Annotated in this window: 28 protein-coding genes and 1 pseudogene; 21 read left to right on the top strand and 8 right to left on the bottom strand. The window is 42.0% G+C overall.

Going from position 1 to position 26,765, the window contains the following annotated elements; translation table 11 throughout:
• Positions 1 to 57: 57 nt before the first annotated feature.
• Positions 58 to 635 (bottom strand): annotated as a pseudogene (locus tag GJB62_RS20155) (Uma2 family endonuclease).
• A 515-nt stretch (positions 636 to 1,150) separates the two neighbouring features.
• Between GJB62_RS20155 and fbp the strand changes: the two are divergent.
• The 5 genes from fbp (at position 1,151) to GJB62_RS20130 (ending at position 8,471) form a co-directional block, all read left to right on the top strand.
• A complete protein-coding gene (fbp, locus tag GJB62_RS20150) occupies positions 1,151 to 2,200 on the top strand; it encodes a class 1 fructose-bisphosphatase (RefSeq protein ID WP_114081885.1) in 1,050 nt (349 codons plus the stop codon).
• A gap of 277 nt (positions 2,201 to 2,477) precedes the next feature.
• On the top strand, positions 2,478 to 3,623 hold the full coding sequence (gene tal, locus GJB62_RS20145) for a transaldolase (RefSeq protein WP_114081884.1): 1,146 nt from the start codon (positions 2,478 to 2,480) through the stop codon (positions 3,621 to 3,623).
• Positions 3,624 to 3,757: 134 nt separating this feature from the next.
• The gene (gene zwf / locus GJB62_RS20140) at positions 3,758 to 5,287 is read left to right on the top strand and encodes a glucose-6-phosphate dehydrogenase (protein WP_012410371.1); all 1,530 of its coding nucleotides are present in this window, start codon (positions 3,758 to 3,760) and stop codon (positions 5,285 to 5,287) included.
• 174 nt (positions 5,288 to 5,461) lie between these two features.
• Entirely contained in the window at positions 5,462 to 6,823 is a 1,362-nt protein-coding gene (gene opcA, locus GJB62_RS20135; RefSeq protein ID WP_114081883.1) for a glucose-6-phosphate dehydrogenase assembly protein OpcA, read from the top strand.
• 406 nt (positions 6,824 to 7,229) lie between these two features.
• Positions 7,230 to 8,471, top strand: coding sequence for an S-layer homology domain-containing protein (locus GJB62_RS20130; RefSeq protein ID WP_114081882.1), 1,242 nt, complete (start codon positions 7,230 to 7,232; stop codon positions 8,469 to 8,471).
• Positions 8,472 to 8,546: 75 nt separating this feature from the next.
• Here GJB62_RS20130 and GJB62_RS20125 read toward each other — a convergent pair whose 3' ends face one another.
• Positions 8,547 to 9,890, bottom strand: coding sequence for a GAF domain-containing sensor histidine kinase (locus tag GJB62_RS20125; protein ID WP_114081881.1), 1,344 nt, complete (start codon positions 9,888 to 9,890; stop codon positions 8,547 to 8,549).
• 287 nt (positions 9,891 to 10,177) lie between these two features.
• Here GJB62_RS20125 and GJB62_RS20120 point away from each other — a divergent pair, with 287 nt between their 5' ends.
• Positions 10,178 to 10,495, top strand: coding sequence for a DUF3155 domain-containing protein (locus GJB62_RS20120; RefSeq protein ID WP_041566316.1), 318 nt, complete (start codon positions 10,178 to 10,180; stop codon positions 10,493 to 10,495).
• Between the two features lie 434 nt (positions 10,496 to 10,929).
• Here the strand turns inward: GJB62_RS20120 and GJB62_RS20115 are convergent, their stop codons facing one another.
• Positions 10,930 to 11,460 (bottom strand): cofactor assembly of complex C subunit B, encoded by a 531-nt coding sequence (locus GJB62_RS20115; protein ID WP_012410376.1) that lies wholly within the window; start codon positions 11,458 to 11,460, stop codon positions 10,930 to 10,932.
• Positions 11,461 to 11,512: 52 nt separating this feature from the next.
• Complete coding sequence (locus tag GJB62_RS20110) at positions 11,513 to 11,860, bottom strand: PadR family transcriptional regulator (RefSeq protein WP_012410377.1); 348 nt, start codon at positions 11,858 to 11,860, stop codon at positions 11,513 to 11,515.
• Positions 11,861 to 12,827: 967 nt separating this feature from the next.
• On the opposite strand from GJB62_RS20110, the gene GJB62_RS20105 reads away from it, so the two are divergent.
• From GJB62_RS20105 to rpsN, 6 genes are all read left to right on the top strand, one after another.
• Positions 12,828 to 13,400 (top strand): DUF3611 family protein, encoded by a 573-nt coding sequence (locus GJB62_RS20105; protein ID WP_114081880.1) that lies wholly within the window; start codon positions 12,828 to 12,830, stop codon positions 13,398 to 13,400.
• A 364-nt stretch (positions 13,401 to 13,764) separates the two neighbouring features.
• Positions 13,765 to 14,103, top strand: coding sequence for a hypothetical protein (locus GJB62_RS20100; protein ID WP_167755994.1), 339 nt, complete (start codon positions 13,765 to 13,767; stop codon positions 14,101 to 14,103).
• A gap of 196 nt (positions 14,104 to 14,299) precedes the next feature.
• Positions 14,300 to 15,580, top strand: coding sequence for a serine--tRNA ligase (gene serS / locus GJB62_RS20095; RefSeq protein WP_114081878.1), 1,281 nt, complete (start codon positions 14,300 to 14,302; stop codon positions 15,578 to 15,580).
• A gap of 165 nt (positions 15,581 to 15,745) precedes the next feature.
• Complete coding sequence (gene rseP, locus GJB62_RS20090; protein WP_114081877.1) at positions 15,746 to 16,846, top strand: RIP metalloprotease RseP; 1,101 nt, start codon at positions 15,746 to 15,748, stop codon at positions 16,844 to 16,846.
• Positions 16,822 to 17,511, top strand: a complete 690-nt coding sequence (gene nth, locus GJB62_RS20085) for an endonuclease III (RefSeq protein ID WP_114081876.1) — start codon at positions 16,822 to 16,824, stop codon at positions 17,509 to 17,511. Before rseP ends, nth begins: the two co-directional genes overlap by 25 nt.
• Before the next feature lie 75 nt (positions 17,512 to 17,586).
• Positions 17,587 to 17,889: a 30S ribosomal protein S14 gene (gene rpsN / locus GJB62_RS20080; RefSeq protein ID WP_114081875.1), complete on the top strand. Its 303-nt coding sequence runs from the start codon at positions 17,587 to 17,589 to the stop codon at positions 17,887 to 17,889.
• 133 nt (positions 17,890 to 18,022) lie between these two features.
• Here the strand turns inward: rpsN and GJB62_RS20075 are convergent, their stop codons facing one another.
• Positions 18,023 to 18,352, bottom strand: coding sequence for a hypothetical protein (locus GJB62_RS20075; protein ID WP_159402538.1), 330 nt, complete (start codon positions 18,350 to 18,352; stop codon positions 18,023 to 18,025).
• 102 nt (positions 18,353 to 18,454) lie between these two features.
• On the opposite strand from GJB62_RS20075, the gene aat reads away from it, so the two are divergent.
• The 6 genes from aat to GJB62_RS20045 all read left to right on the top strand — a co-directional run bounded on the left by aat (position 18,455) and on the right by GJB62_RS20045 (position 22,365).
• Positions 18,455 to 19,030: a leucyl/phenylalanyl-tRNA--protein transferase gene (gene aat / locus GJB62_RS20070; protein ID WP_114081873.1), complete on the top strand. Its 576-nt coding sequence runs from the start codon at positions 18,455 to 18,457 to the stop codon at positions 19,028 to 19,030.
• 615 nt (positions 19,031 to 19,645) lie between these two features.
• On the top strand, positions 19,646 to 20,818 hold the full coding sequence (locus GJB62_RS20065; protein WP_114081872.1) for a hypothetical protein: 1,173 nt from the start codon (positions 19,646 to 19,648) through the stop codon (positions 20,816 to 20,818).
• Between the two features lie 6 nt (positions 20,819 to 20,824).
• Complete coding sequence (locus GJB62_RS20060) at positions 20,825 to 21,103, top strand: BrnA antitoxin family protein (protein WP_114081871.1); 279 nt, start codon at positions 20,825 to 20,827, stop codon at positions 21,101 to 21,103.
• A 185-nt stretch (positions 21,104 to 21,288) separates the two neighbouring features.
• Complete coding sequence (locus tag GJB62_RS20055; RefSeq protein WP_114081870.1) at positions 21,289 to 21,507, top strand: type II toxin-antitoxin system HicB family antitoxin; 219 nt, start codon at positions 21,289 to 21,291, stop codon at positions 21,505 to 21,507.
• 118 nt (positions 21,508 to 21,625) lie between these two features.
• The gene (locus GJB62_RS20050; protein WP_114081869.1) at positions 21,626 to 21,874 is read left to right on the top strand and encodes a UPF0175 family protein; all 249 of its coding nucleotides are present in this window, start codon (positions 21,626 to 21,628) and stop codon (positions 21,872 to 21,874) included.
• A complete protein-coding gene (locus GJB62_RS20045; protein WP_114081868.1) occupies positions 21,871 to 22,365 on the top strand; it encodes a DUF3368 domain-containing protein in 495 nt (164 codons plus the stop codon). Before GJB62_RS20050 ends, GJB62_RS20045 begins: the two co-directional genes overlap by 4 nt.
• 60 nt (positions 22,366 to 22,425) lie before the next feature.
• Here GJB62_RS20045 and GJB62_RS20040 read toward each other — a convergent pair whose 3' ends face one another.
• Both GJB62_RS20040 and GJB62_RS20035 read right to left on the bottom strand, forming a co-directional pair.
• Positions 22,426 to 23,235 carry a DUF3598 family protein gene (locus tag GJB62_RS20040; RefSeq protein ID WP_114082004.1) on the bottom strand — a complete coding sequence of 270 codons (810 nt, stop codon included), beginning with the start codon at positions 23,233 to 23,235 and terminating at the stop codon, positions 22,426 to 22,428.
• A 65-nt stretch (positions 23,236 to 23,300) separates the two neighbouring features.
• On the bottom strand, positions 23,301 to 24,203 hold the full coding sequence (locus tag GJB62_RS20035) for an ABC transporter permease (RefSeq protein WP_114081867.1): 903 nt from the start codon (positions 24,201 to 24,203) through the stop codon (positions 23,301 to 23,303).
• Between the two features lie 133 nt (positions 24,204 to 24,336).
• Here GJB62_RS20035 and def point away from each other — a divergent pair, with 133 nt between their 5' ends.
• Positions 24,337 to 24,900, top strand: a complete 564-nt coding sequence (def, locus tag GJB62_RS20030; RefSeq protein WP_114081866.1) for a peptide deformylase — start codon at positions 24,337 to 24,339, stop codon at positions 24,898 to 24,900.
• A 10-nt stretch (positions 24,901 to 24,910) separates the two neighbouring features.
• Positions 24,911 to 25,114 carry a hypothetical protein gene (locus GJB62_RS20025; RefSeq protein WP_114081865.1) on the top strand — a complete coding sequence of 68 codons (204 nt, stop codon included), beginning with the start codon at positions 24,911 to 24,913 and terminating at the stop codon, positions 25,112 to 25,114.
• Between the two features lie 155 nt (positions 25,115 to 25,269).
• Here GJB62_RS20025 and GJB62_RS38205 read toward each other — a convergent pair whose 3' ends face one another.
• Positions 25,270 to 25,377, bottom strand: coding sequence for a hypothetical protein (locus GJB62_RS38205; RefSeq protein ID WP_348537530.1), 108 nt, complete (start codon positions 25,375 to 25,377; stop codon positions 25,270 to 25,272).
• Between the two features lie 547 nt (positions 25,378 to 25,924).
• Between GJB62_RS38205 and GJB62_RS20015 the strand changes: the two genes are divergently transcribed.
• Positions 25,925 to 26,737, top strand: coding sequence for a PD-(D/E)XK nuclease family protein (locus GJB62_RS20015; RefSeq protein WP_114081864.1), 813 nt, complete (start codon positions 25,925 to 25,927; stop codon positions 26,735 to 26,737).
• The last annotated feature ends 28 nt before the right edge of the window (positions 26,738 to 26,765 follow it).

The following is a 26,765-nucleotide window of genomic DNA, read 5'->3' as shown; positions in this document are numbered from 1 at the left end:
TGGTGAGAGGGGATTTTATTTCTAGTACTTGCATTAACAATCAAAATAACGATTCATCTACGCAAAAATTGGCTGTAAATTTAAAATAAAACCAGGGAAACATCTTCGCCAGATAAACTTGTAGGACATTGTAAAGCTTCTGGTGCTTGATGAGGGCGATAAATGATTACTTGTTTATCTTTGGGATTAATTAACCAACCAAGTTGTAAACCATTTGCTAAGTATTCCTGCATTTTGGCTTGAGTGTCTTCGACATCATCAGTTTCAGAAACCAATTCTATTGCAAAGTCTGGGCACAAGGGGAGATATTTTTTTCTTTGTTGTGGTGTGAGAGCATCCCAGCGTTCCATCTTTATCCAAGAAGCATCAGGAGAACGAGTTGCGCCATTGGAAAGTTTAAAACCAGTAGAAGAATAAAAAGCCTTTCCTAAATTATTTTGACTGTTCCAAAACCATAGTTGACCTAACAAATCAAAATTACGGTTTCCTGTTTCTCCTCCAGTGGGTGACATGATTACCAATTCTCCTTCAGCAGTTAATTCCAAACGCAACTCTTTATTCACAGCAACAATCTGTTCAAATTCCTCATCCGTAAATTTGAGATTAGGAGGTAATTGTAAAGTTAAAGCAGTCATAATTAATTCCGCTCCACGAAATCCTAGTTGCGTTACACCCATGCGCTGCTAATAGCGAAAACTAAACCTCTACTTTAGAATTTCCTCTAATAAGAAGTAGTCTTACAGAAAGCGTCACTAGGGGCAAAGTGATGAATAAAGGATCGAATTTGATTGAGGAGTTGGAACTTTATCCACTTTGATTCTGGTTTAGTGGGTAAAAAGAGTTGAACAGCGCATCAAAATCTCTCTTTAGTTGCGACTCCAATTAAAATCGGAACTTTTTAGAATGATAAGCTTAGGCATCGCTAGTCCAAATCATCAACAAAGCTACCGAGAAAATATTGGTATTGTTTTAGACTAATTACTACGTATACAAGCTCTGAGTACAGGAGTCACTGAAAACTCATTTCTTTAGTTTATCTAAAGTCGCATCTAAGTTCTCAAATTACCTTTCTAAGATAGAAGCAGCAACCATAAGTTGCCATACACGACTAAAACCCAATTAACAGCTAGTGGCTGCGGAGAACATAAAAATGGCTAAAACGCCAGAATCCTTAGAATCGTCTATCAATGAAATTACAGATAGAGCTCTAGATCGTGATTGTACAACCTTATCGCGTCACGTCCTCCAGCAACTTCAAAGTTTTTCGCCAGATGCACAAGATTTAAGTGCGCTGATGAATCGCATCGCCTTAGCAGGTAAACTGGTTGCTCGCCGCATGAGTCGCGCTGGTTTAATGGAAGGCGTTCTCGGTTTTACCGGGGAAGTTAATGTCCAAGGAGAATCCGTCAAAAAGATGGATGTCTACGCCAATGATGTATTTATCTCAGTGTTTAAGCAAAGCGGCTTAGTCTGTCGCCTCGCTTCTGAGGAAATGGAAAATCCCTACTACATCCCCGAAAATTGCCCCATTGGTCGCTATACCCTGTTATATGACCCAATTGATGGCTCATCCAACACTGATAATAATCTCAGCTTGGGTTCCATTTTCGCCATTCGCCAACAAGAAGGAAATGATAGCGATGGTAAGGCAACCGATCTCCTCACCAACGGCCGGAAGCAACTTGCTGCCGGATACATCCTGTATGGGCCATGCACGATGCTGGTTTATACTATAGGTACTGGCGTTCATTCCTTTGTTCTCGATCCCAGCTTAGGAGAATTTATTCTCACAGAAGAGAATATTCGGATTCCTAATCACGGTTCCGTTTACAGCGTGAATGAGGGTAACTTCTGGCAGTGGGAAGAATCGATTCGAGAATATATCCGGTACGTTCATCGCACAGAAGGCTACAGCGCTCGTTATAGCGGCGCAATGGTAAGCGACATCCACAGAATTCTGGTTCAAGGCGGTGTGTTCCTCTACCCAGGCACAATTCAAAACCCAGAAGGGAAATTGCGCTTGCTTTATGAAACTGCTCCTCTCGCCTTTTTGATTGAGCAAGCAGGCGGTCGTGCTACGACAGGATTGGTAAACATCTTGGATGTAGTGCCAAAAAAACTGCATCAGCGCACACCTTTAATTATTGGCAGCAAAGAAGATGTCGCAAAGGTAGAGTCTTTTATTCAAAACGGACACTAGAATACAATTCGTAATTCCTGTTACGTAAGGGTTTCAGACATTTTATAAGGGTGTTTATTTACGCCGTGCTGTACTCTCATCTGCCATTAATTAAACGTTAATCATGGTGATTTAGGATTGGGGATGCAAAATAGCGCTTTTTGAAGATCAATTAAGGATTATCTCAGCTGGCCGATGCGATAAGTGATTGGCAACGCCACAATTCAAAAGTAAGTATCAATGCGTTTTGCCAACTTCACTTAGAAACATCACTATACAGGAGTGAAATAAACTAGCTATGTCTACCAATCATCTACTAGAAATTAAGCAATACGGTCAAAGTATCTGGATGGATAATTTGACCCGTGACATTATTCAATCAGGTGAACTCAAAGACCTGGTTGAAAATCAAGGTATATCTGGGATTACTTCTAACCCAGCTATCTTTGAAAAAGCGATCGCAGGTAACGTCATTTATGATGCCGATATAGAAGCCGGAGTTCGTGCCAACTTACCGATAGACAAAATTTACGAATCCCTCGTTTTTGCAGATATCCGTAACGCTTGTGATATTTTACGCCCTGTTTATGAAGCCTCGAATAGACTAGATGGTTATGTGAGTATCGAAGTACCGCCAACCATCGCCCATGATACGGAAGCCACAATAAGCGAAGCTCGGCGCTATTTCCAAGAAATTGGTCGGGAAAATCTGATGATTAAAATTCCCGGTACAGAACCTGGTTTGCCAGCAGTAGAGCAAGTAATAGCCGAGGGGATGAATGTCAATATTACGCTGTTGTTTTCAGTAGAAAGCTACGTAAATACAGTTTGGGCCTATATTCGTGGCTTAGAAAAACGGCTGGCTGAAGGTAAAGACATCAGTAGAATTGCTTCAGTCGCTAGCTTCTTCCTCAGCCGGATCGATAGCAACATTGATGCCAAAATAGATGCTAAGTTGAAAAAAGGCGTTGATGATATTGCCGTGGAAGCAAAGCTAAAAGCTGTGAAAGGAAAAGTAGCGATCGCAAACGCCAAGCTAGCTTACCAAGAATACAAGAAAATCATTAGAAGTGAGCGTTGGCAAGAGTTGGTAGCAAAAGGGGCCACAGTACAACGGCTACTTTGGGCTAGTACCAGCACCAAAGATCCCAACTACAACGACGTGATGTATATCGAAGAGTTGGTAGGCCCTGATACCGTTAACACCGTCCCACCAGCGACCATTAAAGCTTGTGCCGATCATTGTAACGTGAGCGATCGCTTAGAAACAGACGTAAATAATGCTTACACGCTGATCGAAAACCTCAAAGATCCCGACATCAACATCGATCTCGATACCGTAATGGATGAACTGTTAGTTGAAGGTATTGACAAGTTCATCCAGCCCTTCCAGTCCTTGATGAACTCTTTAGAAGACAAGATCAAGGTATTGTCACCAGTGTAGGGACTGGGGATTGAAGAAGGGAATAGGGTACAGGTTACAGGGTACAGATTATCACCTGTCACCTGTCACCTGTCACCTGTTACCTCTCCCCCAATCCAAAACCCAAAATCCAAAATCCAAAATCCAAAATTCCTATGGTTAGTCTGCTAGAAAATCCCTTGCGCGTTGGTCTGCAACAACAAGGGATGCCTGAACCCCAGATTATAGTTATCTTTGGCGCTTCTGGTGATCTCACCTGGCGCAAACTAGTGCCAGCACTTTACAAATTGCGGCGAGAACGGCGCATTCCACCAGAAACTACTATTGTTGGCGTAGCACGTCGAGAATGGAGCCATGAATACTTCCGCGAACAAATGCAGAAGGGCATGGAAGAGGCACATCCTGATGTCGATTTAGGGGAACTCTGGCAAGACTTCTCTCAAGGTCTGTTCTACAGTCCTGGAGATATAGACAACCCTGAAAGCTACCAGAAACTAAAAACCTTACTGAGTGAATTAGACGAAAAACGGGGCACGCGAGGCAATCGCATGTTCTACCTATCCGTTGCTCCCTCATTCTTTCCCGAAGCAATTAAGCAGCTAGGAAGCGGCGGGATGCTAGAAGATCCCTACAAACATCGTCTAGTAATTGAGAAACCCTTTGGTCGAGACTTGGCTTCTGCCCAAAGCCTTAACCAAGTGGTACAAAAATATTGCAAAGAGCATCAAGTCTATCGTATTGACCACTATTTGGGTAAAGAAACAGTCCAGAATTTGCTGGTGTTTCGCTTTGCCAATGCAATTTTTGAACCCTTGTGGAATCGTCAATTTGTTGACCACGTGCAAATTACCGTAGCAGAAACCGTGGGCGTAGAAGACCGGGCTGGGTACTATGAAAGCGCCGGCGCACTGCGGGATATGTTGCAAAATCACCTCATGCAACTTTACTGCTTAACGGCAATGGAAGCACCCAACGCAATGGATGCCGATAGCATCCGCACAGAAAAAGTGAAGGTACTCCAAGCTACTCGTTTAGCTGATGTTCACAATCTGTCGCGGTCAGCAGTACGTGGGCAATACAGTGCTGGCTGGATGAAAGGTCAAGCAGTGCCAGGATATCGCACAGAACCAGGCGTTGACCCCAACTCCACCACACCCACTTATGTAGCTATGAAGTTTTTGGTGGATAACTGGCGCTGGAAAGGTGTTCCTTTCTACTTGCGGACTGGAAAGCGGATGCCGAAAAAAGTGAGTGAGATTGCAATTCACTTCCGCGAAGTTCCATCTCGGATGTTCCAATCTGCCGCCCAACAGACAAACGCCAATATTTTGACGATGCGGATTCAGCCAAATGAAGGTATTTCCCTGCGTTTTGATGTCAAAATGCCGGGGGCCGAATTCCGCACCCGTTCCGTTGATATGGACTTTAGTTATGGTTCCTTTGGCATCCAAGCAACATCCGATGCCTACGATCGCTTATTCCTTGATTGTATGATGGGCGATCAAACATTGTTCACACGTGCAGATGAAGTAGAAGCAGCTTGGCAAGTAGTGACACCAGCCCTTTCCGTTTGGGATGCACCCGCCGATCCTACTACTATTCCCCAGTACGAAGCCGGCACTTGGGAGCCAGAACAAGCAGAACTCTTAATTAACCAGGATGGCCGTCGCTGGCGCAGACTCTAAATATTAGTCATTAGTCATTAGTCATTAGTCACTAGTAAAAACAAATGACAAATGACAAATGACAAATGACGTAGGCGCTTCTCTACGAGACGCTACGCGTAGCTTGCTTCCACGAAGTGGTACGCCTTCCCGCAGGGTATGACAAATGACAAATGACAAAATCTAAAACTTCCTATGGCTCTCCAAACTTCTACAATTTTTTCACTCCAGGCACCAAAAGATATTTCGCTTAACGAAATAGATGCCGAACTCAATAAAATTTGGCAAAGCTATGGCATAACTGGGGAGGACGGTGAACTTCCCAGTGCTACTAGGGCAACAACATTTACTTTAGTAGTCTACGAACCAGAAGAAACTCAGTATTTGTTGGCTGCTTTAGGATTTTACAACGGCCCAATTGATGGGATTTTAGGGCCGCAAATGGCAGCAGCATTACGGGAAGTGCAAAAGAAACATAAACTGCCAGAAACTGGAACAGCGACACAAGAAACTCTGACTGTATTACGAGAAGAATTCGCTAAAGGTCAGCGAGGTGGGACTGGAGGAGAACATGCTATTGCTGGATTAAATAGCGGTAGCCCCAGAATTGCTGATGAAATCGCTCTCCGCAACCCCTGCCGGATCATTGCCCTATTTCCTATTACTGGCGAAGATGAAGGAGTTAAGGCTCAAGTTTCTGCCTATTGCCCGATTCAAAAACAATCGTCAAGCACACTTATCTGCTGCGAATACATTACTCTGAGTGGAACTGCTGCTGCCTTAGAACGCATCGGTGGCATGATTCCAGCATTGTTGATTGGCGGTTTGCCAAAGTTTCTCTGGTGGAAGGCGACACCAGACCCTAACAACGGTCTATTCAAGCGCCTAGCAGCAATCTGCAATAATGTCATTGTCGATTCTTGCAACTTTAACGAGCCAGAAAGTGATTTACTCCGCCTAGAAGAGTTGGTAGAAGCTGGTGTACCTTTAGCGGATTTGAACTGGCGTCGCCTCGCATCATGGCAAGAACTGACAGCTGAAGCCTACGATTCGCCTAAGCGTCGTGCCGCCCTCAGAGAAATTGACCGCGTGACGATTGATTACGAAAAAGGCAATCCCGCCCAAGCTTTGCTGTTTTTGGGTTGGCTGGCAAGTCGATTGGAATGGCAACCAGTTTCTTATCAAAAGGAAAGCGGTGATTATGATATCACTCGCATCCATTTTATTTCTCAAGATCAACGACAAGTAGAAGCCGAGTTAGCAGGGGTTCCCGTTGCGGATGTGGGCGATATTATTGGTGACTTGATTGCCTTGCGCCTCAGTTCGACAAATCCCCAGGCAGACTGTGGTACAGTTATCTGCTCGGAAACTGGTGGTTGTATGCGGATGGAAACACATGGTGGTGCCCAATCTGCCGGTCTGTTTCAACAGGTAACTTCACTTTCAGAACAAAAAGCCGAAGCATTACTCAGTCAGCAGGTGCAACGCTGGGGTCGTGAGTCCCTTTTTGAAGAAAGTCTGGGAGTGACAGCGAATATTTTCAAATTGGCGAATTAACTTAGACTTAACCCCCTAGCCTGCTTCCCGACCTTGTGTATACACGGTAGGCTTTTTAAGCAGGGAACCAGGTGAAAGTTCCCGCTTTTTAAGGTAATACAGTTCAGTTAAGGATTTTGGGCTTAACTGAACTGTATTGCTTTTTAAGGGAGATTTAGAGGCATCTAAAGCTTTTGATACCAATCAGAGGACTTTTAAAACATCCTCTAATTGGTAAGAGGCTGATTACACTATTACGTATTGCTAGCTATGTTGGCAGGCTTTTTCTTAATTTGACTATCTAATTTGACTGTATGCCAAAAGTAATGGTTTTTACAAAAAACAGAAATTAAAGGGAACCTAATACTTTAGTAAGTGTCTCATTAATTAACAGTAATAAAAATAATTCTACTGGAGTTAAAAATTAATGTTTACTTTTAATCGTTTGCAATCTGGAACAGCTGCACTCATGGCTTTGAGCGTCACAGTAGGCACTGTAGCTCCTTTGATTACAGCTTCTCCATCTTTAGCTCAAACCACTTTTTCTGATGTTTCATCTAATTATTGGGCGGCACAATTTATTCAACAATTGTCACAGCGTGGTGTAATTGCCGGATTTCCTGATGGTAGTTTCCGTCCTGAAGAAGCGGTGACACGCGCTCAATTTGCCGCTATGGTCAACAAAGCTTTTCAAAAAGCACAGCAACGATCGCCAATCAACTTTGCTGATGTGCCCAGCAATTATTGGGCATCAAGTGCCATTCAGCAAGCTTATACCATTGGTTTCTTATCTGGATATCCTGGTAATCGCTTTGAGCCGAACCAAGCTATTCCTCGCCAACAGGTTTTAGTTTCCCTCGCTAACGGTCTGGAATATAGTCCCAGTGGCAATACCGAAAGCACTCTGCAATACTTCAACGATGCCTCTAACATCGCTAGCTATGCCCGTAGCCCGATCGCAGCCGCAACTGAAAAGCAAATCGTCGTGAACTATCCTAATGTGAAGTTCCTGAATCCAACTGCAACCGCTACTCGCGCCCAAGTAGCAGCTTTTATCTACCAAGCACTGGTTAGTTCTAACCAAGCTTCAGCAATTAACTCGCCTTATGTTGTGGCTGTCGGGTCAACTACTCCAACGCCTCTATCAGTCACAATTCCTCAAGGGACTGCTATCCCTGTGAAGTATGACAAGGCAGAAAAGATTCTGGTTACAAAGGATGAAACTGCGCCTTTGACGTTGACAGTATCCCAAAACGTAGTAACACAAGACGGATCTGTAGTGATTCCGGCTGGTAGTCAAGTAATTGGTCAACTCAAACCTGCTACAGGCGGTTCTCAATTCGTTGCTGAGAAACTGGTTTTGACCAATGGTCAGGAGTATCAGCTTAACGCTAGCTCTGAAGTGATCACCAAAACTGAAACCGTCAAGAAGGGTACTAGTATTGGTTCAATTATCAAAAATACTGTATTGGGTGCAGGTGCGGCAACTGCGGTATCTGCTGTAACTGGCGATCGCGCGATCGCCACAGAAGAAGTCTTGGGTGGCGCTGGTATCGGTGCATTGGTTGGTCTGTTCTTCGGTAAGAATAGCGTTGATTTAATCGCCATTGACCCAGATACCGATTTACAAATGACCATCAATCAAAACTTGTTGGTTTCACTCAGATAGTCATTAGTCATTAGTCATTAGTCATTAGTCATTGGTTTTTACAAAGGACGAATGACAAAGGACAAAGAACAAATCCTAAACTTTCGGCAACCAAATAATAAACGTAGTTCCCGGTGCATTGGATGAAGTTAGCTTAGAGTTGATTGCAGGGCTGAAAACCTCGATTTCACCCTGCATTTGCTCTATTAATTGTTTGGCGATCGCTAACCCTAAACCTGTGCCAGGGATTTCTGTTTGCGCTTGTACACCCCGATAATGCCGTTCTCCAAGATGTTCTAAATCTTTGGGTGGAATGCCAGGCCCGTTGTCACTAATCGCAATTCCCTGAAAATTAGCTTTTTCTTGCCCCGCCTGAATCAAAATTTTGCCACCAGTGGGAGTATATTTCAAAGCATTATCGATGATGTTAGTTAAAACTTCTCGTAATGCTTTGATGTTGGCACGTACTAGGGGTGAATTGTGTTTAATTTCAGTTATTAGTTTTAGCTTTCGCTCTTGGGCGATCGCTTTGGCTGATATTAATAATGGTTCTAATATATCTGCTAACGAGCAGTCAACTGTTTTATCTCCCGTTCCCGGCAATAATAGCGGCGGTTTAGCGTCTTTTTGGATAGTTGCTTCCACAAACACTTCATGTTCGGGTAGATGTAGTGGTGCTAAATCTGTCTCTGTCAAGTCAATTACTTGATCGAATTGTTGTAGCAATTCTTGGAGGCGATCGCTTTCTCGCACAATACTATTAGCCACATCCCGGTTGCTATCTCCTGGGCGCAGGCGCTTCAATAGCAGTTTACCAAAAGTCCGCAATGCCGTTAATGGGTTACGAAACTGATGCAACAGGTTATCTAGCAAATCTCGCTGTTTTTCTTGGAGAATTTGTTGCTCACGCAACTGCTCCTCAAACCATGCCCGGCGTTGATCTAAAATACAAGCGATCGCCAATGTTTGGGCTATCTGTTGAATCTGCCTTTCCTCATGTTCATTCCATGCCCGGTCTTGCCTACCCGTCACCAATAACCCCATCATCACACCCTCATAAACCAGAGGTAAAACAATTTGGTTGCCACTAAAGAGGTATTCCTCTTTTAAATGGGGTTGAGATGCCTCAGACTCCTGTGACGAGGTTGGAGATTCCGATCCTGCTGTCAATAACCTTCTGCGATCGTTGGGTAATATAAACACATTTCCGACTTGAAGTTGCTTGTGTACTACTGTCGCCTCAGCAGTCTCTTCCCCTGGCGGTAATAATGCTGTTTCTGGGTAAATTACCACAGGAATCAGTTTGGCTTCACCAGAAGGAGTCTCTACCAATTCTTGTGTCAGGTACACAATACTTAAAGTTGCTCCCAGCCCTTGGGTTAGCAGCGCTATTTGCTCTCGACACAGAGCAATAAAATCGGAACTGGCAGACATTAACATTTTTTAGCTCTTGCTCAAGATTACAGATTTTGAGGCATGATGATAAGAGAGGATACTTAATTTTTACCTCACCCATTCAATAAAGCTTAACTAAAATCTTCTACATGAAAGGTTTGTACCAAGAAATTATTTTCTTAGGTGACTTTGTTTTATCTATTTTCAAAGATGTTAATTTTCTTGCATGAAAAGGTTAAAAACTATTGATATTTTGAACTAGAACTTATATAATGACGACGGATTTTGTAGCTAACACTACAATCTATAGCTTGAAAGAGGAGGACAATAGGTTGGCAAGGAGACGCAAAAGGAAAAGTCGCCGTCGTCAAGAAGGACGGCGTATTTTGGAACACGTGCCTCAATATAGCATCGAAAGTGGCGAAGAAAAACCTGTGACAGCAGCGAGAAGATTCATTCAAGCTGAAGGGATTTTGCCACCTGCGTTGCTACTCGTAAAGCGAAATGAACACACAACAGATCGTTATTTCTGGGCAGAAAAGGGACTGTTTGGTGCTCAATACGTAGAGGAAAACCATTTCTTGTTTCCAAGCTTGAGGGTATTAGAACCTTCGCCTGGTCAAGAACCTCTTGCTTTAGCTAGCCGGTGAACCATAGTTGGTCATCTTACACATTGAGTGTGGCTCCTGACTATTCATTAACTGGCAAAATAGCTAAGTTTATGCAAAATTTAATTTTTTTTTAGTTTGGAGCTGATTTGCTAGTAAGGCTAGTCCAGGTAGTTGGAAAATAAACTAGTCTCAAAGCACGCTAGATTGCATGGGTTGATACTAGTGTCATGATATAGAAGGGAGTGGGTATAGAGCCAAGCGCCTCCAAAAGCGCTAGTGAAGTTGCGCTCTTATGCCGTGAATTGTTAACCAAGCTCTGTCAACGAATTTAAGTTAATTAATTTAAATTTCTCCCCACGATATAAGTCGTGGGGAAAATGACAAAGCAGAAGTCTTGATTTCCTCCTTTTTACTTTTCATTGCTTAAAGATTAGATCAGGTCAGAAGTCTGCATATCATAAAAAAATCAACAATTATTCACCAGCCTTGAGCTGTAGAGTTCTCTGTAACTCACTGAGTTCATCTCGATGGGCAACTACAGTGATCTTACTTGAGGAGGTTTGTTCGCTCTGAGTTGTTTCTACTTTGAGTGACACCTTCTCAAGTCTTCCAGATTTTTTCCAATAAAATAGACCACTTAAAGGCGACAGCAGTACCATAGCCAAAACAATGGGACTGAGGTTAGGAAAAAGCAGGTATACAACTAGTGAGAGACAAACAATCCCAGTCGCTGCTAGCAGAGTTAAAAATATAGCTAAAAACCAACTGGGGCGAACATTCCCTTCAAAAGTCACTTTGTTTTGTTCTCGGTCTACCTCTGCCACTTGGTAAGACCGGGAGCGAAAATACTCTTTTAATTGAGACATTAAAGCAGCTTCGTCTTGCTCAGATACCAGTTGCACTGTTTGTATGCGGTCTTTAGTCGAGGCACGAATAAAGAAAAACAGCCCAACTGATAACAACAAGGTTAGCAGGAACGTAGATGGCAGAATAGCAGTATCCATAACTGATTGTTATTGTTTGACTGGAGGAGACTTATTCATTATCAATTATTCGTTACTTTGTCCTCCTATTGATGTAGTTAAGCCATTGCAAAGCTAAATCCTGCGCTTGAACTTGCCATTCTGGAGAAACTTGGTACATCCGCCTGGGTCGTCCTCGTCCTTCCAGTTTCTTCCAATATCCAGTGATTGCCTTTTGGTCTTCCAGAAATTTGATTGCACTATAAAGCACAGTATCCGAAAGCCTATAGGTTGGATATTCAGTTTCTAATTGCTCAATCAACTCGGTTCCGTAGGATTCACCTTGTAATAAAACAGACAGTATGTAACAAACTGCTACTTCCTGACAAAGGTAAGTTGGCGGAGGATTTTCAAAGAATTGATATATATCCTCAAGTTTCATGGTTAGTGAATGGCTAAAAAAATGCCTTATGGTAAGGTCTACAATCCTTGTAGTCAGTATACAGTGCTACTGCTAAGTGAGTAATATATATAATGCTACTTAGACTAGATATCCATTGCGTAAATACCAAACGATTACCCACGCTTGTGAATTCGTGGTAAGGGTTGTGAGTCTTAGGGACATAAAGAAATGTACCCGAACCCAAGTTTGATATGGTGTGGTGAGGAGCTAACAGAGAGTAGCAAATTCACTTAGTACCTTATGTACTAAGTCTGATCAGATTAGGGCAAATGCCAAGCCCCAGCTTTTAGGCGTGAGGTTTCTGACTGTCTTGGTGTTAAGTAATGCCAAGGTAGTTAGAAATGCTTAAGCAATAAAATGCCATCGAAGAAATTTTACAGGTAAAATGCAATTTTGTCTGTAAAACTTAATAAACACTTTGTTTTACAGTGATCTTCCCAATGCAAATCATCAGAATTTAAGCTATGGGATATGTGTGGTTTAAAGCTGCTACGGTGGTGGACACACTTAAGTAGTAGGCATTACTGATTGGCTAGATAAGAGAATCTCTTGTCGCATTTGGTAAATGTGATAGTAAATTTATCAAAGAAGACGCAAAGACTAGAGCATCGATTCAGTAATCAAAAACCTAATTTCCAGCCTCCTTGACTAAAAGATAAGAGGTTGGGGAGACATGATTTGTTACTGATAGGACTTACACAAAATTAGTTGGTGTAGGGACAATTTATGAATTGCCCTACTTGAAAATCCTTATTTTCGACCATTATTTACGTAAGTCCTGACTGAATTGGTGTTCTCGGAGAAATAGAGACGTAGAGTGCAATACCTCTCAACACAGTTCTCCGTGTTCTCCGAACTTTTGAGCTAAGGCTTCCTTAGATTAAACTTTTGTCTTTGTGTCTTTGTGTCCTTTGAAAGTGCCCGGCACATTGGCAATCTTCTATATATGTCACAGACTCCCGATGCTCCATCATCTTCTTTGCGGGCTATTGCCCAAACCTTTCGCCTTACAGGTTGGATTAGCTTCTGGATTCAGCTAGTACTAGGCGTTGTTTCTAGCATAATTGTGTTGCTGTTCGCCATCTTTAATCAAAGAACTGGTAGTCCTAGTAATAATCCTGGGACTGGCTTTGGCGTATTTTTAGCAATTTGTGGACTGGTTGTTTTAGGTGGAGGTATTTATTTAGCTTATCGTTACACCAGAATTGGCAAACAATTGGAATCCTCCAATCCCAGCAACCGCCCTCGCAAAAGTGAGACTGTGCAAGTATTACGCTTAGGGCTGTGGGTAAATTTAGGGGGAACACTGGTGACTCTTTTAGGCGCGCAAGCGATCGTTGGTACACTGGTAGCAAGATCCATATCTCCTCAAGCTATAACTACACAGTTTTTTGACCCTACCCGTATTATTAGCGGTCTAGATATGCTTGTTGTACAGGCAAATACCAACACTGTATCAGCACATTTTGCAGGGCTTGTAGCGTCACTTTGGCTACTCAATCGTATTAACCGACCCTAGTTATAAATTCTATTAGCGGTAGCGGGGCGGGCGTTTCGCCTATGCTGAGTTTTCAAGAGTCAAAAGAAAATTATCATACTTTTCCGAAACGGGCAAAACTGCGTGTGAAGACAACTACATAATCCTTGAAAAAACATCCTGATAGTACAGCATTGCGTAAATGAACTATCCATTTCAAATCAATGAAACGCTTGCAGTATAGGAATTACCAATTACCTTAGCGAATCGGGAGAGCGGTACACTACGCATAGCAATATCACCGTAGGGGTATGGGTATCATTAAGAATTCCGCCAAGCTGTACTAACAAGTGATGTCAAAACTAAAACCGGGATGATGTATACCTTTTTTATAAGTTTGAACACTATGAAAAATCAATTTGACACCAGGAGAAATCAACCAGCCTATAAATTTAATCAAGACGCATGGAGATTTGGCGTACAGGTTTTCTTTAGTAGCATCGTATTGGGGCTGTGCATTTTCAAGCTTGGCTCGCCAGGGGACGATAAAAATGTTGCACTTTACTGGGGTGGTTTATCAAGTGTGCTTGCATACTGGTTGCCTTCACCTGGACAAACTAGAGACGATAAGGAAGCACAGAGTATCACTCAAAGGACGTTTGCAGCCGCTGATAACAATAATGGTAATGGTCAGAGTCTTGCTCAGGTTACTGAAACAAGAGTGGCTCAGGATACTAGCTCATAATTGGTTAAATGCAATATATGCTTTCTTAGTCCTGGCAGTGATGCTAGGGAAAAATCTTGATTCAGAGATTAAGACTGAATTTTTGCAATAAACTTTGTTTTTCCAGTCACAGCAAACCAAAATTACTATATGCTAAATGCTTAATGTGTTAACTGTATTGACAGGAAGATTTTAGGCTAGAAACTGAGAAAAATCTGTGCTGGATATTAAGCAAATACGGGAAAATCCGCAATTAGTTCAAGAAAGATTGAATAGTCGTAGTGGTAGATACGACATTGAACCGATTCTACAGTTAGATCGGCAACAACGAGAACTAGAGGGGACACGCAGTCAACTCCAAGCTCGGAGCAACGAAATCGGTAAAATTGTCGGGCAGAAGATTAAATCTGGGATTAATTCTCAAGACCCAGAAATTCAAGCTTTGCGCGATGAAGGTAACTCTGTCAAAGCGACGTTGAGCCAACTGGAACCCCAGGAAAAAGACCTCAAAGCTCAAATTGCTCAACTTGTGTTGGCACTTCCCAACTTACCAAGCGACTCTACACCCCTTGGGAAGAATGAGGAAGATAACGTAGAAGTGCGGCGTTGGGGTGATGAGTATATTACCCAAAATCCGAATATTCTCCCTCACTGGGAAATTGGCGAAAAGCTGGGTATTCTCAATGTTGAACGAGCAGTAAAAGTTGCCCAAAGTCGCTTTGTGACATTGATGGGCGCTGGTGCGGCATTGGAAAGGGCATTAATTCAATTTATGCTGACTCTCCATACTCAAGCTGGGTATGTGGAAGTTAGTCCGCCTCTGTTAGTGAATACCGAGTCTTTGACGGCGACCGGTCAGTTACCTAAATTTGCGGAAGAAAGCTTTAAATGCGCTGATGATGATTTGTGGCTGATTCCGACGGCAGAAGTTCCAGTTACAAATCTCTACCGGGGTGAAATTCTTGCTGCTGAAGATTTGCCTATTTACCACTGCGCTTTTACTCCCTGTTTTCGCCGTGAAGCTGGTAGCTATGGGCGCGATATGCGGGGATTAATTCGCCTGCATCAGTTCAACAAGGTGGAAATGGTGAAATTTGTTGAACCTAGTACGTCTTTTGATGAACTGGAGAAATTGGTGGGGAATGCAGAAGCGATTTTACAGGCGTTGCGGTTGCCTTATCGAGTAGTAAATTTAAGTACTGGGGATTTGGGATTTGCCTCTACCAAAACTTATGATTTAGAGGTTTGGTTGCCCTCTTCTGGCAAATACCGCGAAATTTCTAGCTGTTCCAATACTATAGATTTTCAAGCAAGACGGGCTGATATTCGCTTCAAAGAGGCGGGGAAAAAAGGAACTCAGTTCGTACACACTCTGAATGGTTCGGGTTTGGCTGTGGGAAGGACTATGGCTGCAATTTTGGAGAATTATCAACAATCTGATGGGACGGTGAAGATACCAGAAGCGCTGCAACCTTATTTGGGGCGTGAAGTTTTATAATTTGTCATTAGTCATTTGTCTTACCCTGGGGGAAGTCGCTAGCGCGTCTATGTCCTTTGTTATTTACCAATGACTAATGACCAATGACCAATGACTAATACCCAATACCCAATGCCCAATTAGAATGGAGATAACTATAACTTAATATTTTCTCTAATTTACTCTATGTCAGTTTTAGCAGCGATCGCAGTCTTGGCTGTTTTGATCTTGGTACACGAGTTGGGACATTTTGTTGCAGCACGTTCTCAAGGCATTCTCGTTAACCGTTTTTCTTTGGGTTTTGGCCCAGTTCTTTTGAAGTATCAAGGTTCACAAACCGAATATGCTGTCCGCGCTTTTCCCTTGGGCGGCTTTGTGGGCTTTCCCGATGATGACCCCGATAGCGATATTCCACCCAATGACCCGAATCTGCTGCGTAACCGTCCAGTTTTAGACCGGGCGATTGTCATCAGTGCTGGAGTGATTGCAAATTTAATATTTGCCTATTTGGTGCTGGTTCTGCAATTGGGTATCGTTGGTATTCCCAAAGAATTAAACTATCAAGCTGGTGTCATTGTACAGCCTGTTAATCAAGAATCTGTTGCCTATCAAGCAGGAATTCGGGAAGGAGATATTATTCTGGCTGTAAACGGTCAAGAACTCCCGGCTTCTGACAAATCAACTCCTTTGCTGACTAAAGAAATTCAAACTCATCCAAATCAGCAAATCGAACTGAAAATTCAGCGTGAAAACCAACAACAAACCCTGAAATTAACGCCAAAACTGGGAGCCGATGGTAAAGGTGTAGTTGGTGTGGCACTTAGTCCAAATGCTACCGCAGTTTATCGCCGTCCGAATAGTCCTTTTGAAATTTTTGGTCTTGCTGCTAACAGGTTTCAACAATTATTTGTTGGGACACTAAGCGGTTTTGGGCAGTTGATTACCAATTTTCAACAAACTGCTGGACAAGTTTCTGGGCCAGTTAATATTGTCAAAATAGGTGCAAAATTAGCTGAAGATAATAGCGTAAATCTGTTGTCTTTTGCGGCAATTATCAGCATTAACTTGGCTATTATCAATATTTTGCCTTTACCAGCTTTGGATGGCGGACAACTCGCTTTTCTGCTGATTGAAGGTTTACGCGGTAAGCCTGTACCGTCCCGGATTCAAGAAGGTGTAATGCAAACTGGTTTGGTATTACTCTTAGGATTAGGAATTTTTCTGATCGTCAAAGAAACTACTCAATTAACTAGCCAATTGGAGTGGGTACAAAAATTATTCCAGTGATTACTACCCGCAAATCGTTATCTAAAAAGAAGCGATCGCTAGAAATTTTAGCTCGCCTGAAGCGTCTTTATCCAGATGCTACTTGCTCTTTGAACTACTCAACGCCAGTACAATTGTTGGTGGCAACGATTCTCTCTGCTCAGTGTACTGATGAGCGAGTAAATAAAGTGACACCAGCTTTATTTGGTAAGTTTCCTGATGCTGAGAGTTTAGCGATCGCTGACTTAGTAGAATTAGAAAGCTTGGTGCGTTCTACAGGGTTTTATCACAATAAAGCTAAAAACATTCAAGCCGCTTGTCGGATGATTGTTAACGAGTTTAACTCTGTTGTCCCCAACCAAATGGAACAGTTGTTAAAGCTTCCTGGTGTGGCGAGGAAGACAGCAAATGTCGTTCTGGCTCATGCTTATGGTATTAATGCTGGCGTGACGGTAGATACTCACGTCAAGCGCCTCAGTCAACGCTTGGGTTTAACTGAAGCAAAAGACCCCGTTCGGATTGAGCAAGATTTAATGGGTTTATTGCCTCAGCCGGATTGGGAAAATTGGTCAATTCGGTTGATTTATCACGGTCGTGCTATTTGTAAAGCCCGCTCTCCCGTTTGTGTTGCGTGTGAGCTTGCTGATTTATGCCCTGTAGCGAATAAGCCAGTGGTTGTAGGGTAAGCGACACAAGTAACCCCAGAATTGATGGAGAGACTGTAGAATGGAGAACGGTGTCTTTAAATAAGTTAGAGAATAATGGCTAAAAAGAGCATGATTGAGCGCGAGAAAAAGCGCACCAGGTTGATAGAAAAGTATGCTGACAAGCGGGAAGCCCTTTTGGATGAGTTCAGAAGTGCAGCATCTCCTTTGGATAAGCTAGAAATCCACCGGAAGATTCAACAGCTACCCCGGAATAGTGCGCCCACCCGCCACCGCAACCGTTGCTGGTTGACTGGTCGTTCTAGAGGAGTTTACCGCGATTTCGGACTCTCTCGGAACGTACTACGAGAATGGGCGCATGAAGGTCTTTTGCCTGGAGTTGTTAAGTCTAGCTGGTAGTTAAGAGTCATTAGTCATTAGTGAGCCAGCGCGGTCTTGGGGGTTTCCCCCATGAGTGACTGGCGAACCCGTAAGGGTCATTAGTCATTGGTAAAGAACAAATGACAAAGGACAAATGACAAATGACAAAATATTATTGACCACAACACTTATCAATTCCCAGACTTTCTAAGAGTAGATCGCTGACGGCGTTGGCGATCGCAAACTCTCCATAAAAGCTATTGGAAAAATCATACGACTGCATCTCTGTGACAAGGGCAATTACCAGAGAACCAAGGTCGTTTTCTCCTTCCATCCGTTGACGCACAAAAATCTGTGCGGCTCGTTGGGCAATATTTTGGTTTACTGCTTCGGGGATAAATTCTGTATCTAGCCACCGTTGTAAACGCTCTTTTAACCATTCACCTTCGAGCAGTGGGTTTTCAGGTGGTGGTAGGGTAATGGGTGGAATTGGTTGAGTCATCTTTTTTAAACGCAGAGGGACGCGGAGGGAAACGCAAAGGAACGCTGAGGTTGACTGTTAACATCAAATTGCGTTTCTAAGAGTGTTTTTTTATATTTATTTATGCAATATGATATCGCCGCTATTGTTGAGGGCTATGCACAAGGCTATTTTCTCATGGCTGATGAGCGCGATCGCCTGAGTTGGTACGGAAGTCGCGATCGGACTTTTATTCCATTGGATGATCGGTTTCGTTATCCCAAGTCTTTGCAGCGCGTTTTGAATCAAGAACGGTTTACTGTGGCAATTAATCGGGACTTCCAAGCTGTAGTCGCTGGGTGTGCTGACAGAGAGACAACTTGGATTTCACCGGAATTGGAAAAGATTTACTGGCTACTTTACCAAAGTGGTTATGCTTTTAGTTTTGAAACTTGGCAGGGTGACGAATTAGCTGGGGGAATTTTGGGGATTGTCATTGGTGGGGCTTTCATTGGCGAGTCGATGTTTTACCGTATTCCTGAAGGCTCTAAGGTAGCGATGGTTAAATTGGTGGAAAGATTGCGTCAGAGGAAATTTGTATTTTTTGATGCCCAAATGATGAATCCGCATTTGGAGAGGTTTGGCGCTTATCGGGTTGAGGATGAAGAGTATCAAAATTTACTCAAGCAAGCATTGCACCGTCATTGTAGTTTAGTGTGACATATCATATAAAACTTCATAAAATTTTGATATGTTGTGTATAAATATACTTACCCAATAAAATCGCATTATCTACCTGATTCAAAAGCTTCTTCGAGCGTCTGTAGATATTAATGATATCCAGAGAATTTTCGTTTAATACTATAAATAAGGCTGTTATGAAGAAAAATTCTGCTTAATCCCAAGAGATATAGGGTATGATCCCATACAATGACCTTATACAAAGTATTTATACTGAAAAATTCCATGTAATATCTATAGAATTCGATTTGACTAGTAAAAAAATCTAAGTATCTGTAGGGTGGGCCATGCTAACCCTACGTGTATTTCAAAAATTAAGTATGAATTGTTTCTATAGATATGAAGCTTATATGGAAAAATTCTCCATATCATCATAGAGTGCAGTTGTAATGCTTATATATTGCCATCGAGCAAATAATTATACTAGAAAGTACCGTATAAGAAAGAGTCAGACTTGACATTGGTATATGTGTATGCAGAAGCTTATTGGTAGGGCTTTAGATACTAAATAATGACAATGAGGAATTTTGAATTAGGAATTCTGGAGTAGTGCATAGATAGAAAAAGCTGTAAAAGAAATATTCTGAAATAAAAATGAATAATAAAGAGCAAGAAAGTAAATGTTTTTATGAAAAAAAGGTAGAGAAGACTAAGGATTCAGATATTCGTGGCTCTTTGAAGTTAGAAGCCTCAACATCTAAGCCTGTCACCTCTGCTGGTGAGGAAATCTCTATTTATGTTGTAATCAGAAATCCATTTGCTGTCCCTGTTAGAATCTTAAGTACTGAGACACATATTCCAGTTGATATTAATGATCAACTAGCTAAAAAGAGATACAGAAAAAAAATAGAAAAATCTAGAAGCGAACTTCTGGAAGAAATAAAAAATAAAAGTAATCTGATAGGAATCAATAAGATATTACAACTTAATTTTATTCAATGCAAATTTTATTTGCAAGACATATTTCAAAGTTTTATTTCTATTGAATTTTTTCAAATATTTGGAATATTTCGATATTTTAAACTTGAATCTGATGAAAGAGTAGCTGTAGCTGTTAGTCCAGAAGAAGAGGAATCAGTCGGTAGTTTGCGATATCTTGACGTACCTGTAGTAAATATGAATTCTAGTGAGGGTACGGTCAATGCTCACTTAACAAATAGAATTCAATTAAATATTAATTCTTCCGATCTAACTGTTAACCTTACGACTGGAGACACAGAGAAAAATAACTTATTGAAACAGGGGGATAACCCTTCTGTAAATGAAAATGAAAACAGTGTTGAAGTTTCAGAGAAGTCTGGAATAAAATTGTATCCAGGAGATTCTCTAGTAAAACATTTTGTATTAAAGACTAGAATATGGCTTTTTTTTAGTCCAGTTAGTCATACTTTTCAAATACAAGTTCGTTATAGAATTGATGAGAGAGATCATATAGATACAATTCCATTTTCTGTAGACATAAGATCCCCAATGCGATCTTCAATAGTTGGTGCAATTATTGGTAGTATATTAGGATTTATTGTTAGTGACAATAAAAACTCTATTGACTTCTCATCTCGAAGTTTTTGGTTATCTATATGTCGAACAATCATTTTTGCTCTAATTATTATTGTTGCGTTCGCTCGTAAAAGTAACGTTCAGCAAGTTGTTTCAGTCGAAGACTTTTGGGGCGGTTTGTTTACAGGGTTTCTGGTTGGATATTCAGGAGATACTTTTATCAAATCGATCTTAGGTGCAGGAAATGGTGAGAGTTCAGGCAATAAATAAACCGATATGAGCGTCAACGACTTGAACAATACCTCACGTACTGATTGGGCTGCATTAGAGGCGATGACGGATGAGGACATTGATTACTCAGACACCCCACCTTTGAACGATAAGTTTTTTGAAAATGCCACGCTGAGGATTCCCGCAACACGAGCCAGTGACCTGATTCAGTTAGATCCAGAAGTGATAACGTGGTTTCGTGAACAAGGTACAGAGTACAAAACACTGATTAACTCAGTTTTGCGCCGTTACATTGAAAACAATGGCGATCGGGGCGCAGGCTAACAATAACTTTACAGCGAACAGTCTACCACTTATTTTTAAAATATAAGGTTGGGTAGAGGGATGGCGTTACCCAACAGATTTTTCCACTCACAATCTTAAACACTTCCACGATGAAAAGTGCGATCACAGGATTTATCATTCAGTTTATTAACTGAACTCCAAGAGTTAAGGGAAGACGAGGATTTATGAATCGATACAGTATGATTCTTCAATGGTCTGATGAAGATCAACTTTTCCTAGTTACGATTCCAGAGTTTGGCGATCGCGTTATTATGCCTTGCACTCACGGCAAAACTCGTGAAGAAGCTATTCATAATGGTGAAGAAGTGATTGAAATGTATTTGGAAGCTTGGGAAGTAGAAGGTGAATCGATTCCTCAACCTAGCACACTTCAAATTGCCTGATTACCATTTCAAAACCATTGAATTGGCAAAAAAAATGTTGACTGCTTATATGCCACCGTAACGTAGTTTGAAGTTTCTTGGGCTACCCTGAAGATATAATCGGTAAACTAGCCTTGCTATGAGTATTGTAATCTCAGACGAAATTCTACAAGCATCTCAGCTTACCCCAAGCGAGTTTTGTCAAGAAATTGCGCTGTTCCTATTCCAGACAGGACGCTTAACGATAGGCTATGCCAGTCAGCTAGCGGATATGCAACCCAATACCTTTCGCCAACTCCTCAAGCAGCGAAATATCCCTCTCTACTCCTACGACGTTGAGGACTTTGAATTGGATTTGAAAAACCTGCGAGAGCTTGGAAGGCTGTGATTGTTATCAGTGATACGTCGGCGATCACCAATTTAGCGGCAATTCAACACTTGCAACTTCTGCCTCAACTCTACACTCAAGTCACCATTCCCGAAGCAGTATATTGTGAGCTTACCGATATCGATCTTCCCGTTCCTGGAAACTCTGAAGTTCAAACTGCTTCTTGGCTGGAAGTGCGAAAAGTTTTAAACCGCGAGATTGTTGAACGCCTTCGAGATGAGGTGAGATTAGATCCTGGAGAGTCTGAGGCGATCGCCCTTACCTTAGAACTGAGTGCTGATTTACTATTGATTGATGAACGTCGGGGTCGAGCAGAAGCTAATCGCCTGGGGTTAAGGATTACTGGATTGCTGGGTATTTTGATTGAGGCGAAACATCAAAATCTCATAGTTGCTGTCAAACCGTTGATGGATGCCTTAATTACTACATCAGAGTTTAGAGTTTCTCCAGCCCTATACAATCAGATTTTAAATATGGTAAATGAAGCCTGATGTCTAAGGAAAGTTTGGTCTAATATCTCATGACATAGTACGATTGCACTCTCAAATCCCTTACACCCTTTCTTCAGTAACTAATGTCAGACTAACCCATTCGCCTTTGTCGTTATAGCTACGAATCATCCTCTGGCGCAGATTTGGCTGGATTAACCAACCCGCTTCCAAAAATAAGGGTTGACGTAATTGCACCTTGAGGGGAGAAGTTGCAGAAGCGCCATCAGGTAACAATAATACTTGTACCTGTTTTTCTGGATCTTGGTCAAAGAGGATGATAGAACCTTTGATAGTAGCAGTTGAGGTAATTGTGCGATCGCCAAAAGAAGTACTTTGAATTAATCGCCTAGCATCATCAAGTTGTATTTTCAAAGTTGTAGAGTAAATATCAGGCGGACGCAAATCTCGATATATTGTCACTGCTTGTCCTCGCCATTCTCCTAACAAGTCATGTATCTGCAAAAGGGGACGTTCTGCTACCGGGGTTCCAGCTAGATGTTCTCGAATGAGAGTTAGTCCATTTAGATGACCATTTTTATCAAACAGTTGTACCAGACGTAAGCGGCGATTTTCATGAACAAAAGCGAGTTCTCCACCAAATTCAGAAAATGGCCCTAGCTGGATTAAACCTTCAGAAAATGAACCATTTTCAAAAAATAGCAGACCTCCTCCCACAGACCTAAATTCTCTGATTACATCATCCTTTCCCGAACGGCTTAGAGTTAGGCGTACTGTCTGGTTATTGTTCAAACCTTCTAGGCAAAGACGGCTAGAAGTATCGTTCAGAAGCGTACCTTGGGGAGAAAAATTGGTAAATGAACCTTCCCATACACCAAGATTTTGCAGAAAACATTCCCATTGTGATTTCATAAAGATTTGTCCTTTGTCATTTGTCATTGGTCATTTGTACATAACCAATGCCCAATCTTTAACCCCTAACCTTTAGCAAAACTTCGGACTGCAAATAAGCTTCCCATTAATCCTACAGCTGCACCGAAACTCAAGAGAATCAAGGGTAATAGTAAAACTTGGGCTGGAGTGAGTTGCACACCATTGCTGATAACTTGAATAAACTCAGGTTGATTGGCTAGCAATTTACCAAGAAACTGTTGAATCACAGAAATGAAACTCCAAGCGATCGCACCACCAACTAAACCAAAAGCAATTCCTTGTAAAATAAACGGCAGGTAAATCCAAGCTGAGGTTGCTCCCACTAGTTGCATAATTTCAATTTCTTGCCGTCGCGCCATCACAATCAACCGAATTGTGGTTGTAGTCACTGCGATCGCTGTTAGGGTCAGAATAATTGTAATTGTTAAAGTAATCCAGTTCAGACCCCGGTGCAACTGGGCAATGCGTTTAACTGCTTCATCGATATACTCCACCGTCTCAACTCCCGGTAACTTAGCCAGTTGCGTTGCTAAAGTTGGTACAACTTGAGAATTACGCGCTTTCACCTTCATCTCGTCAACTAAAGGATTCTCACCTAGCTGCTGCGTAGCACCCTCAATATCAGAAATTCTCATTTCCTTAACTAACTTAGTCCAAGCTTGCTCTTTGGTAATGGTTTGCATCGCCGCAACCTCTGGCATTTTTGCGATCAGTGGCTCAATGTTTTCGGCCCGTGCATCCGGTTCAAGATAAACTGATACTTCTAGCTGACTACCGAACTGATAGAGTAGTTTTTCGACTTGCCAAGAGGTTTGCAAACTCAAACCAAATAAAAACAGTAACACTGTCACAGTACTTACAGCTGCCCAATTCATCCAACCTCCCCGCAGCAAACCGAGGAAAGTTTCTTTAAGCAGATAGTCTAGTTTCGTAAAAGATTTAAACACACATCACCCCAGCCAATAATTCGTAATTCATAGTTCCCAATTCCCCATTCCCAATTTCCAATTCCCCACCCCCCATTCCCCAACTTGATAGAATGAAAATAGTAAGAATTTTCACCACTAGCCATTGAGACTCATGCCTTCTGAAATTGCTGTAGAGAAAAAAAAGTTAAAAAATCCACCTTTGGAGCTTCATTATTTAGGCGATCGCGTGCTGCGTCAAGCTGCAAAGCGGGTTTCTAAAGTAGATGACGAACTTCGCCGGATGGTGCGGGAAATGCTGCAAACTATGTACAGCAAAGATGGCATTGGTTTGGCTGCCCCCCAAGTGGGAATTCACAAACAACTAATTGTCATCGACCTGGAACCAGAGAACGCAGCTAATCCGCCTTTGGTGTTAATTAACCCCACCATTAAACAAGTCAGCCGCGACATCTCTGTTGCCGAAGAAGGATGCTTAAGCATTCCTAACGTATATCTAGACGTAAAGCGTCCTGAAGTCGTGGAGATAGCCTATAAAGACGAATATGGCCGTCCTCGAACATTAAAGGCTAATGCCCTTTTAGGACGCTGCATTCAGCACGAGATGGATCACCTCAACGGTGTGGTATTTGTAGACCGTGTAGAAAACTCCTTGACTTTAGCCCAGGAGCTATCTAAAAATGGCTTCTCGTATCAAGCGGTGAAACCAATAGCATAGGGGGCTAGTAGTGTATTTAACTCCAAAAAGCGGTTTATTTCTGGGTGGTTCTTGTGTAAGTGCGATCGCAGCTGTTGGTTCAATTTTTGAACTCAGTTACGGACAACCAGATTTGGGTTTCCAAGTCACGGCGATTATCCTCGCATTGAGCATTCCACTCACCGGATTCTTTTTCTTTGCCGCAGTGAAGGACGCAAGGGCTAACATGAAATAAGCATCAGGTACATAAAAAAGGTAAAAGGATGAAGGAAAAGGCAAAATTCATTCTTTTACCTTTTATTTTTTCGATTTTTCTACGGCTCCCAAGGCTTTGAGAGTTTCTATCTGTGCCGATGTTAATTCTGTCACCCCGGTGATATTCATTTTTTCTTAGCCTTTTGGCGATGTGTACGACGGGCTACGCCTACGCAGTGTTTTTAGACACTCACCTGTCAATACATCCCAAACTTTAATTGTCTCATCTTGGCTACTACAAATTAGGGTTTGACCATCGGGACTGAAGGTAACTGATTTAGGACTTACGCAAAACTACACACGGTAGGGGCAATTCATGAATTGCCCCTACTTGAGAATCAGGGTTTTAACTATTGTTTGCGTAAGTCCTATGATTTATACCGAACCGTTATGTCCAGGTACAAGTAAATAGCTTATAAATTAGCCTAATATCCCCAGTAGTAATTTTGTGATAAACCTGTTCAATTAATCGGTCAGTCATCTATTTCATCATCACAGACTGGAGGGAGAAAAGTGCAGTTCTTTGTTCAATTAGCGAGTGCTTCAAGTACTTCCCTTTTGGGCAAGGGACGCACAATATCATCTAGCAATTCTTCTAGGGAAACTAACTCGCGCTTGATTGCTTGGCTCCATCAAGTCCCAAGAAAAAACGAAACATTCTAATCACCAAGATGAGGCAGATTATGAAGAGTTGAAATAACAGATATGAGAACTATAGCAGTTATTGTTTGGGTGTCAACTTAGAGCTAGGGCGGAGGTCATTCGCCCTTTTAACTTCTAAAATAGAAGAATGCTGTTAACTCCCACTCAACTACTGCGACTGTCTCAAGGACAACTCAACTTACTAGAAGCTTGTCCGCGTAAATTCCAACATACCTATTTAGAAAAACTCAATTCGCCCTCAAATCCAGAACAAGAAGAACGGCTAACTTTGGGTAGTCGTTTTCACTTGCTAATGCAGCAGCGAGAAATGGGTTTGCCAATTGACAGTTTTTTGCAAGCAGATGCTAAACTGCAAAGCTGGATGCTAGGTTTTGCTGATGCCGCACCTGAAATTTTAACGGCTGCATCTGATAATCAAACTTTCCGTGAAAGTGAACACTACCGCACCCTGCAAGTTCAAGATTATTTGCTGACGGTTGTCTATGATTTATTGATTGCAGATAACCAACAAGCGCAAATTCTAGACTGGAAAACTTATCCTAAACCACCCAATAAACGCGAGTTAGAATCCAACTGGCAAACACGGCTTTATCTCTATGTATTGGCAGAAACTAGCGATTATTCGCCAGAAAATATTTCCATGACTTACTGGTTTGTCCAATCTGAGGGTAAGCCGCAAAATATTAAATTTAATTACAATACTGTTCAACACACAAAAATAGCAAAGAAACTTAATCAACTGTTAAGTCAGTTAACTAATTGGTTGGAAGATTACCAAAATAATCAACAGTTTCCTCAAGTGGCAGAGGGTAGCAAAACCTGTGATTATTGTCAGTTTGCCAAACGGTGCGAGCGCACACAAGTTCCCGAAGAAGCAGTGAAAGACTCATTGCCCAATTTTGACAGCATTCAAGAAATCTCACTCAACCCCATACATTAAAGGATGTTTGTCAAGTCCAATAGGGATA

This window comes from Nostoc sp. ATCC 53789 (genome assembly GCF_009873495.1).
GTDB lineage: Bacteria > Cyanobacteriota > Cyanobacteriia > Cyanobacteriales > Nostocaceae > Nostoc > Nostoc muscorum_A.
Note: the sequence above shows the minus strand (reverse complement) of the source record. Positions and strands in the feature narration are given on the sequence as shown.

Bases quoted from the DNA above. Each gene is read 5' to 3' on its own strand.
- fbp (WP_114081885.1), top strand. From the start codon at position 1,151: ATGGCTAAAACGCCAGAATCCTTAGAATCGTCTATCAATGAAATTACA.
- tal (WP_114081884.1), top strand. From the start codon at position 2,478: ATGTCTACCAATCATCTACTAGAAATTAAGCAATACGGTCAAAGTATC.
- zwf (WP_012410371.1), top strand. From the start codon at position 3,758: ATGGTTAGTCTGCTAGAAAATCCCTTGCGCGTTGGTCTGCAACAACAA.
- opcA (WP_114081883.1), top strand. From the start codon at position 5,462: ATGGCTCTCCAAACTTCTACAATTTTTTCACTCCAGGCACCAAAAGAT.
- GJB62_RS20130 (WP_114081882.1), top strand. From the start codon at position 7,230: ATGTTTACTTTTAATCGTTTGCAATCTGGAACAGCTGCACTCATGGCT.
- GJB62_RS20125 (WP_114081881.1), bottom strand. From the start codon at position 9,890: ATGTTAATGTCTGCCAGTTCCGATTTTATTGCTCTGTGTCGAGAGCAA.
- GJB62_RS20115 (WP_012410376.1), bottom strand. From the start codon at position 11,460: ATGGATACTGCTATTCTGCCATCTACGTTCCTGCTAACCTTGTTGTTA.
- GJB62_RS20110 (WP_012410377.1), bottom strand. From the start codon at position 11,860: ATGAAACTTGAGGATATATATCAATTCTTTGAAAATCCTCCGCCAACT.
- GJB62_RS20105 (WP_114081880.1), top strand. From the start codon at position 12,828: ATGTCACAGACTCCCGATGCTCCATCATCTTCTTTGCGGGCTATTGCC.
- GJB62_RS20100 (WP_167755994.1), top strand. From the start codon at position 13,765: ATGAAAAATCAATTTGACACCAGGAGAAATCAACCAGCCTATAAATTT.
- rseP (WP_114081877.1), top strand. From the start codon at position 15,746: ATGTCAGTTTTAGCAGCGATCGCAGTCTTGGCTGTTTTGATCTTGGTA.
- rpsN (WP_114081875.1), top strand. From the start codon at position 17,587: ATGGCTAAAAAGAGCATGATTGAGCGCGAGAAAAAGCGCACCAGGTTG.
- GJB62_RS20075 (WP_159402538.1), bottom strand. From the start codon at position 18,352: ATGACTCAACCAATTCCACCCATTACCCTACCACCACCTGAAAACCCA.
- aat (WP_114081873.1), top strand. From the start codon at position 18,455: ATGCAATATGATATCGCCGCTATTGTTGAGGGCTATGCACAAGGCTAT.
- GJB62_RS20065 (WP_114081872.1), top strand. From the start codon at position 19,646: ATGAATAATAAAGAGCAAGAAAGTAAATGTTTTTATGAAAAAAAGGTA.
- GJB62_RS20060 (WP_114081871.1), top strand. From the start codon at position 20,825: ATGAGCGTCAACGACTTGAACAATACCTCACGTACTGATTGGGCTGCA.
- GJB62_RS20055 (WP_114081870.1), top strand. From the start codon at position 21,289: ATGAATCGATACAGTATGATTCTTCAATGGTCTGATGAAGATCAACTT.
- GJB62_RS20050 (WP_114081869.1), top strand. From the start codon at position 21,626: ATGAGTATTGTAATCTCAGACGAAATTCTACAAGCATCTCAGCTTACC.
- GJB62_RS20040 (WP_114082004.1), bottom strand. From the start codon at position 23,235: ATGAAATCACAATGGGAATGTTTTCTGCAAAATCTTGGTGTATGGGAA.
- def (WP_114081866.1), top strand. From the start codon at position 24,337: ATGCCTTCTGAAATTGCTGTAGAGAAAAAAAAGTTAAAAAATCCACCT.
- GJB62_RS20015 (WP_114081864.1), top strand. From the start codon at position 25,925: ATGCTGTTAACTCCCACTCAACTACTGCGACTGTCTCAAGGACAACTC.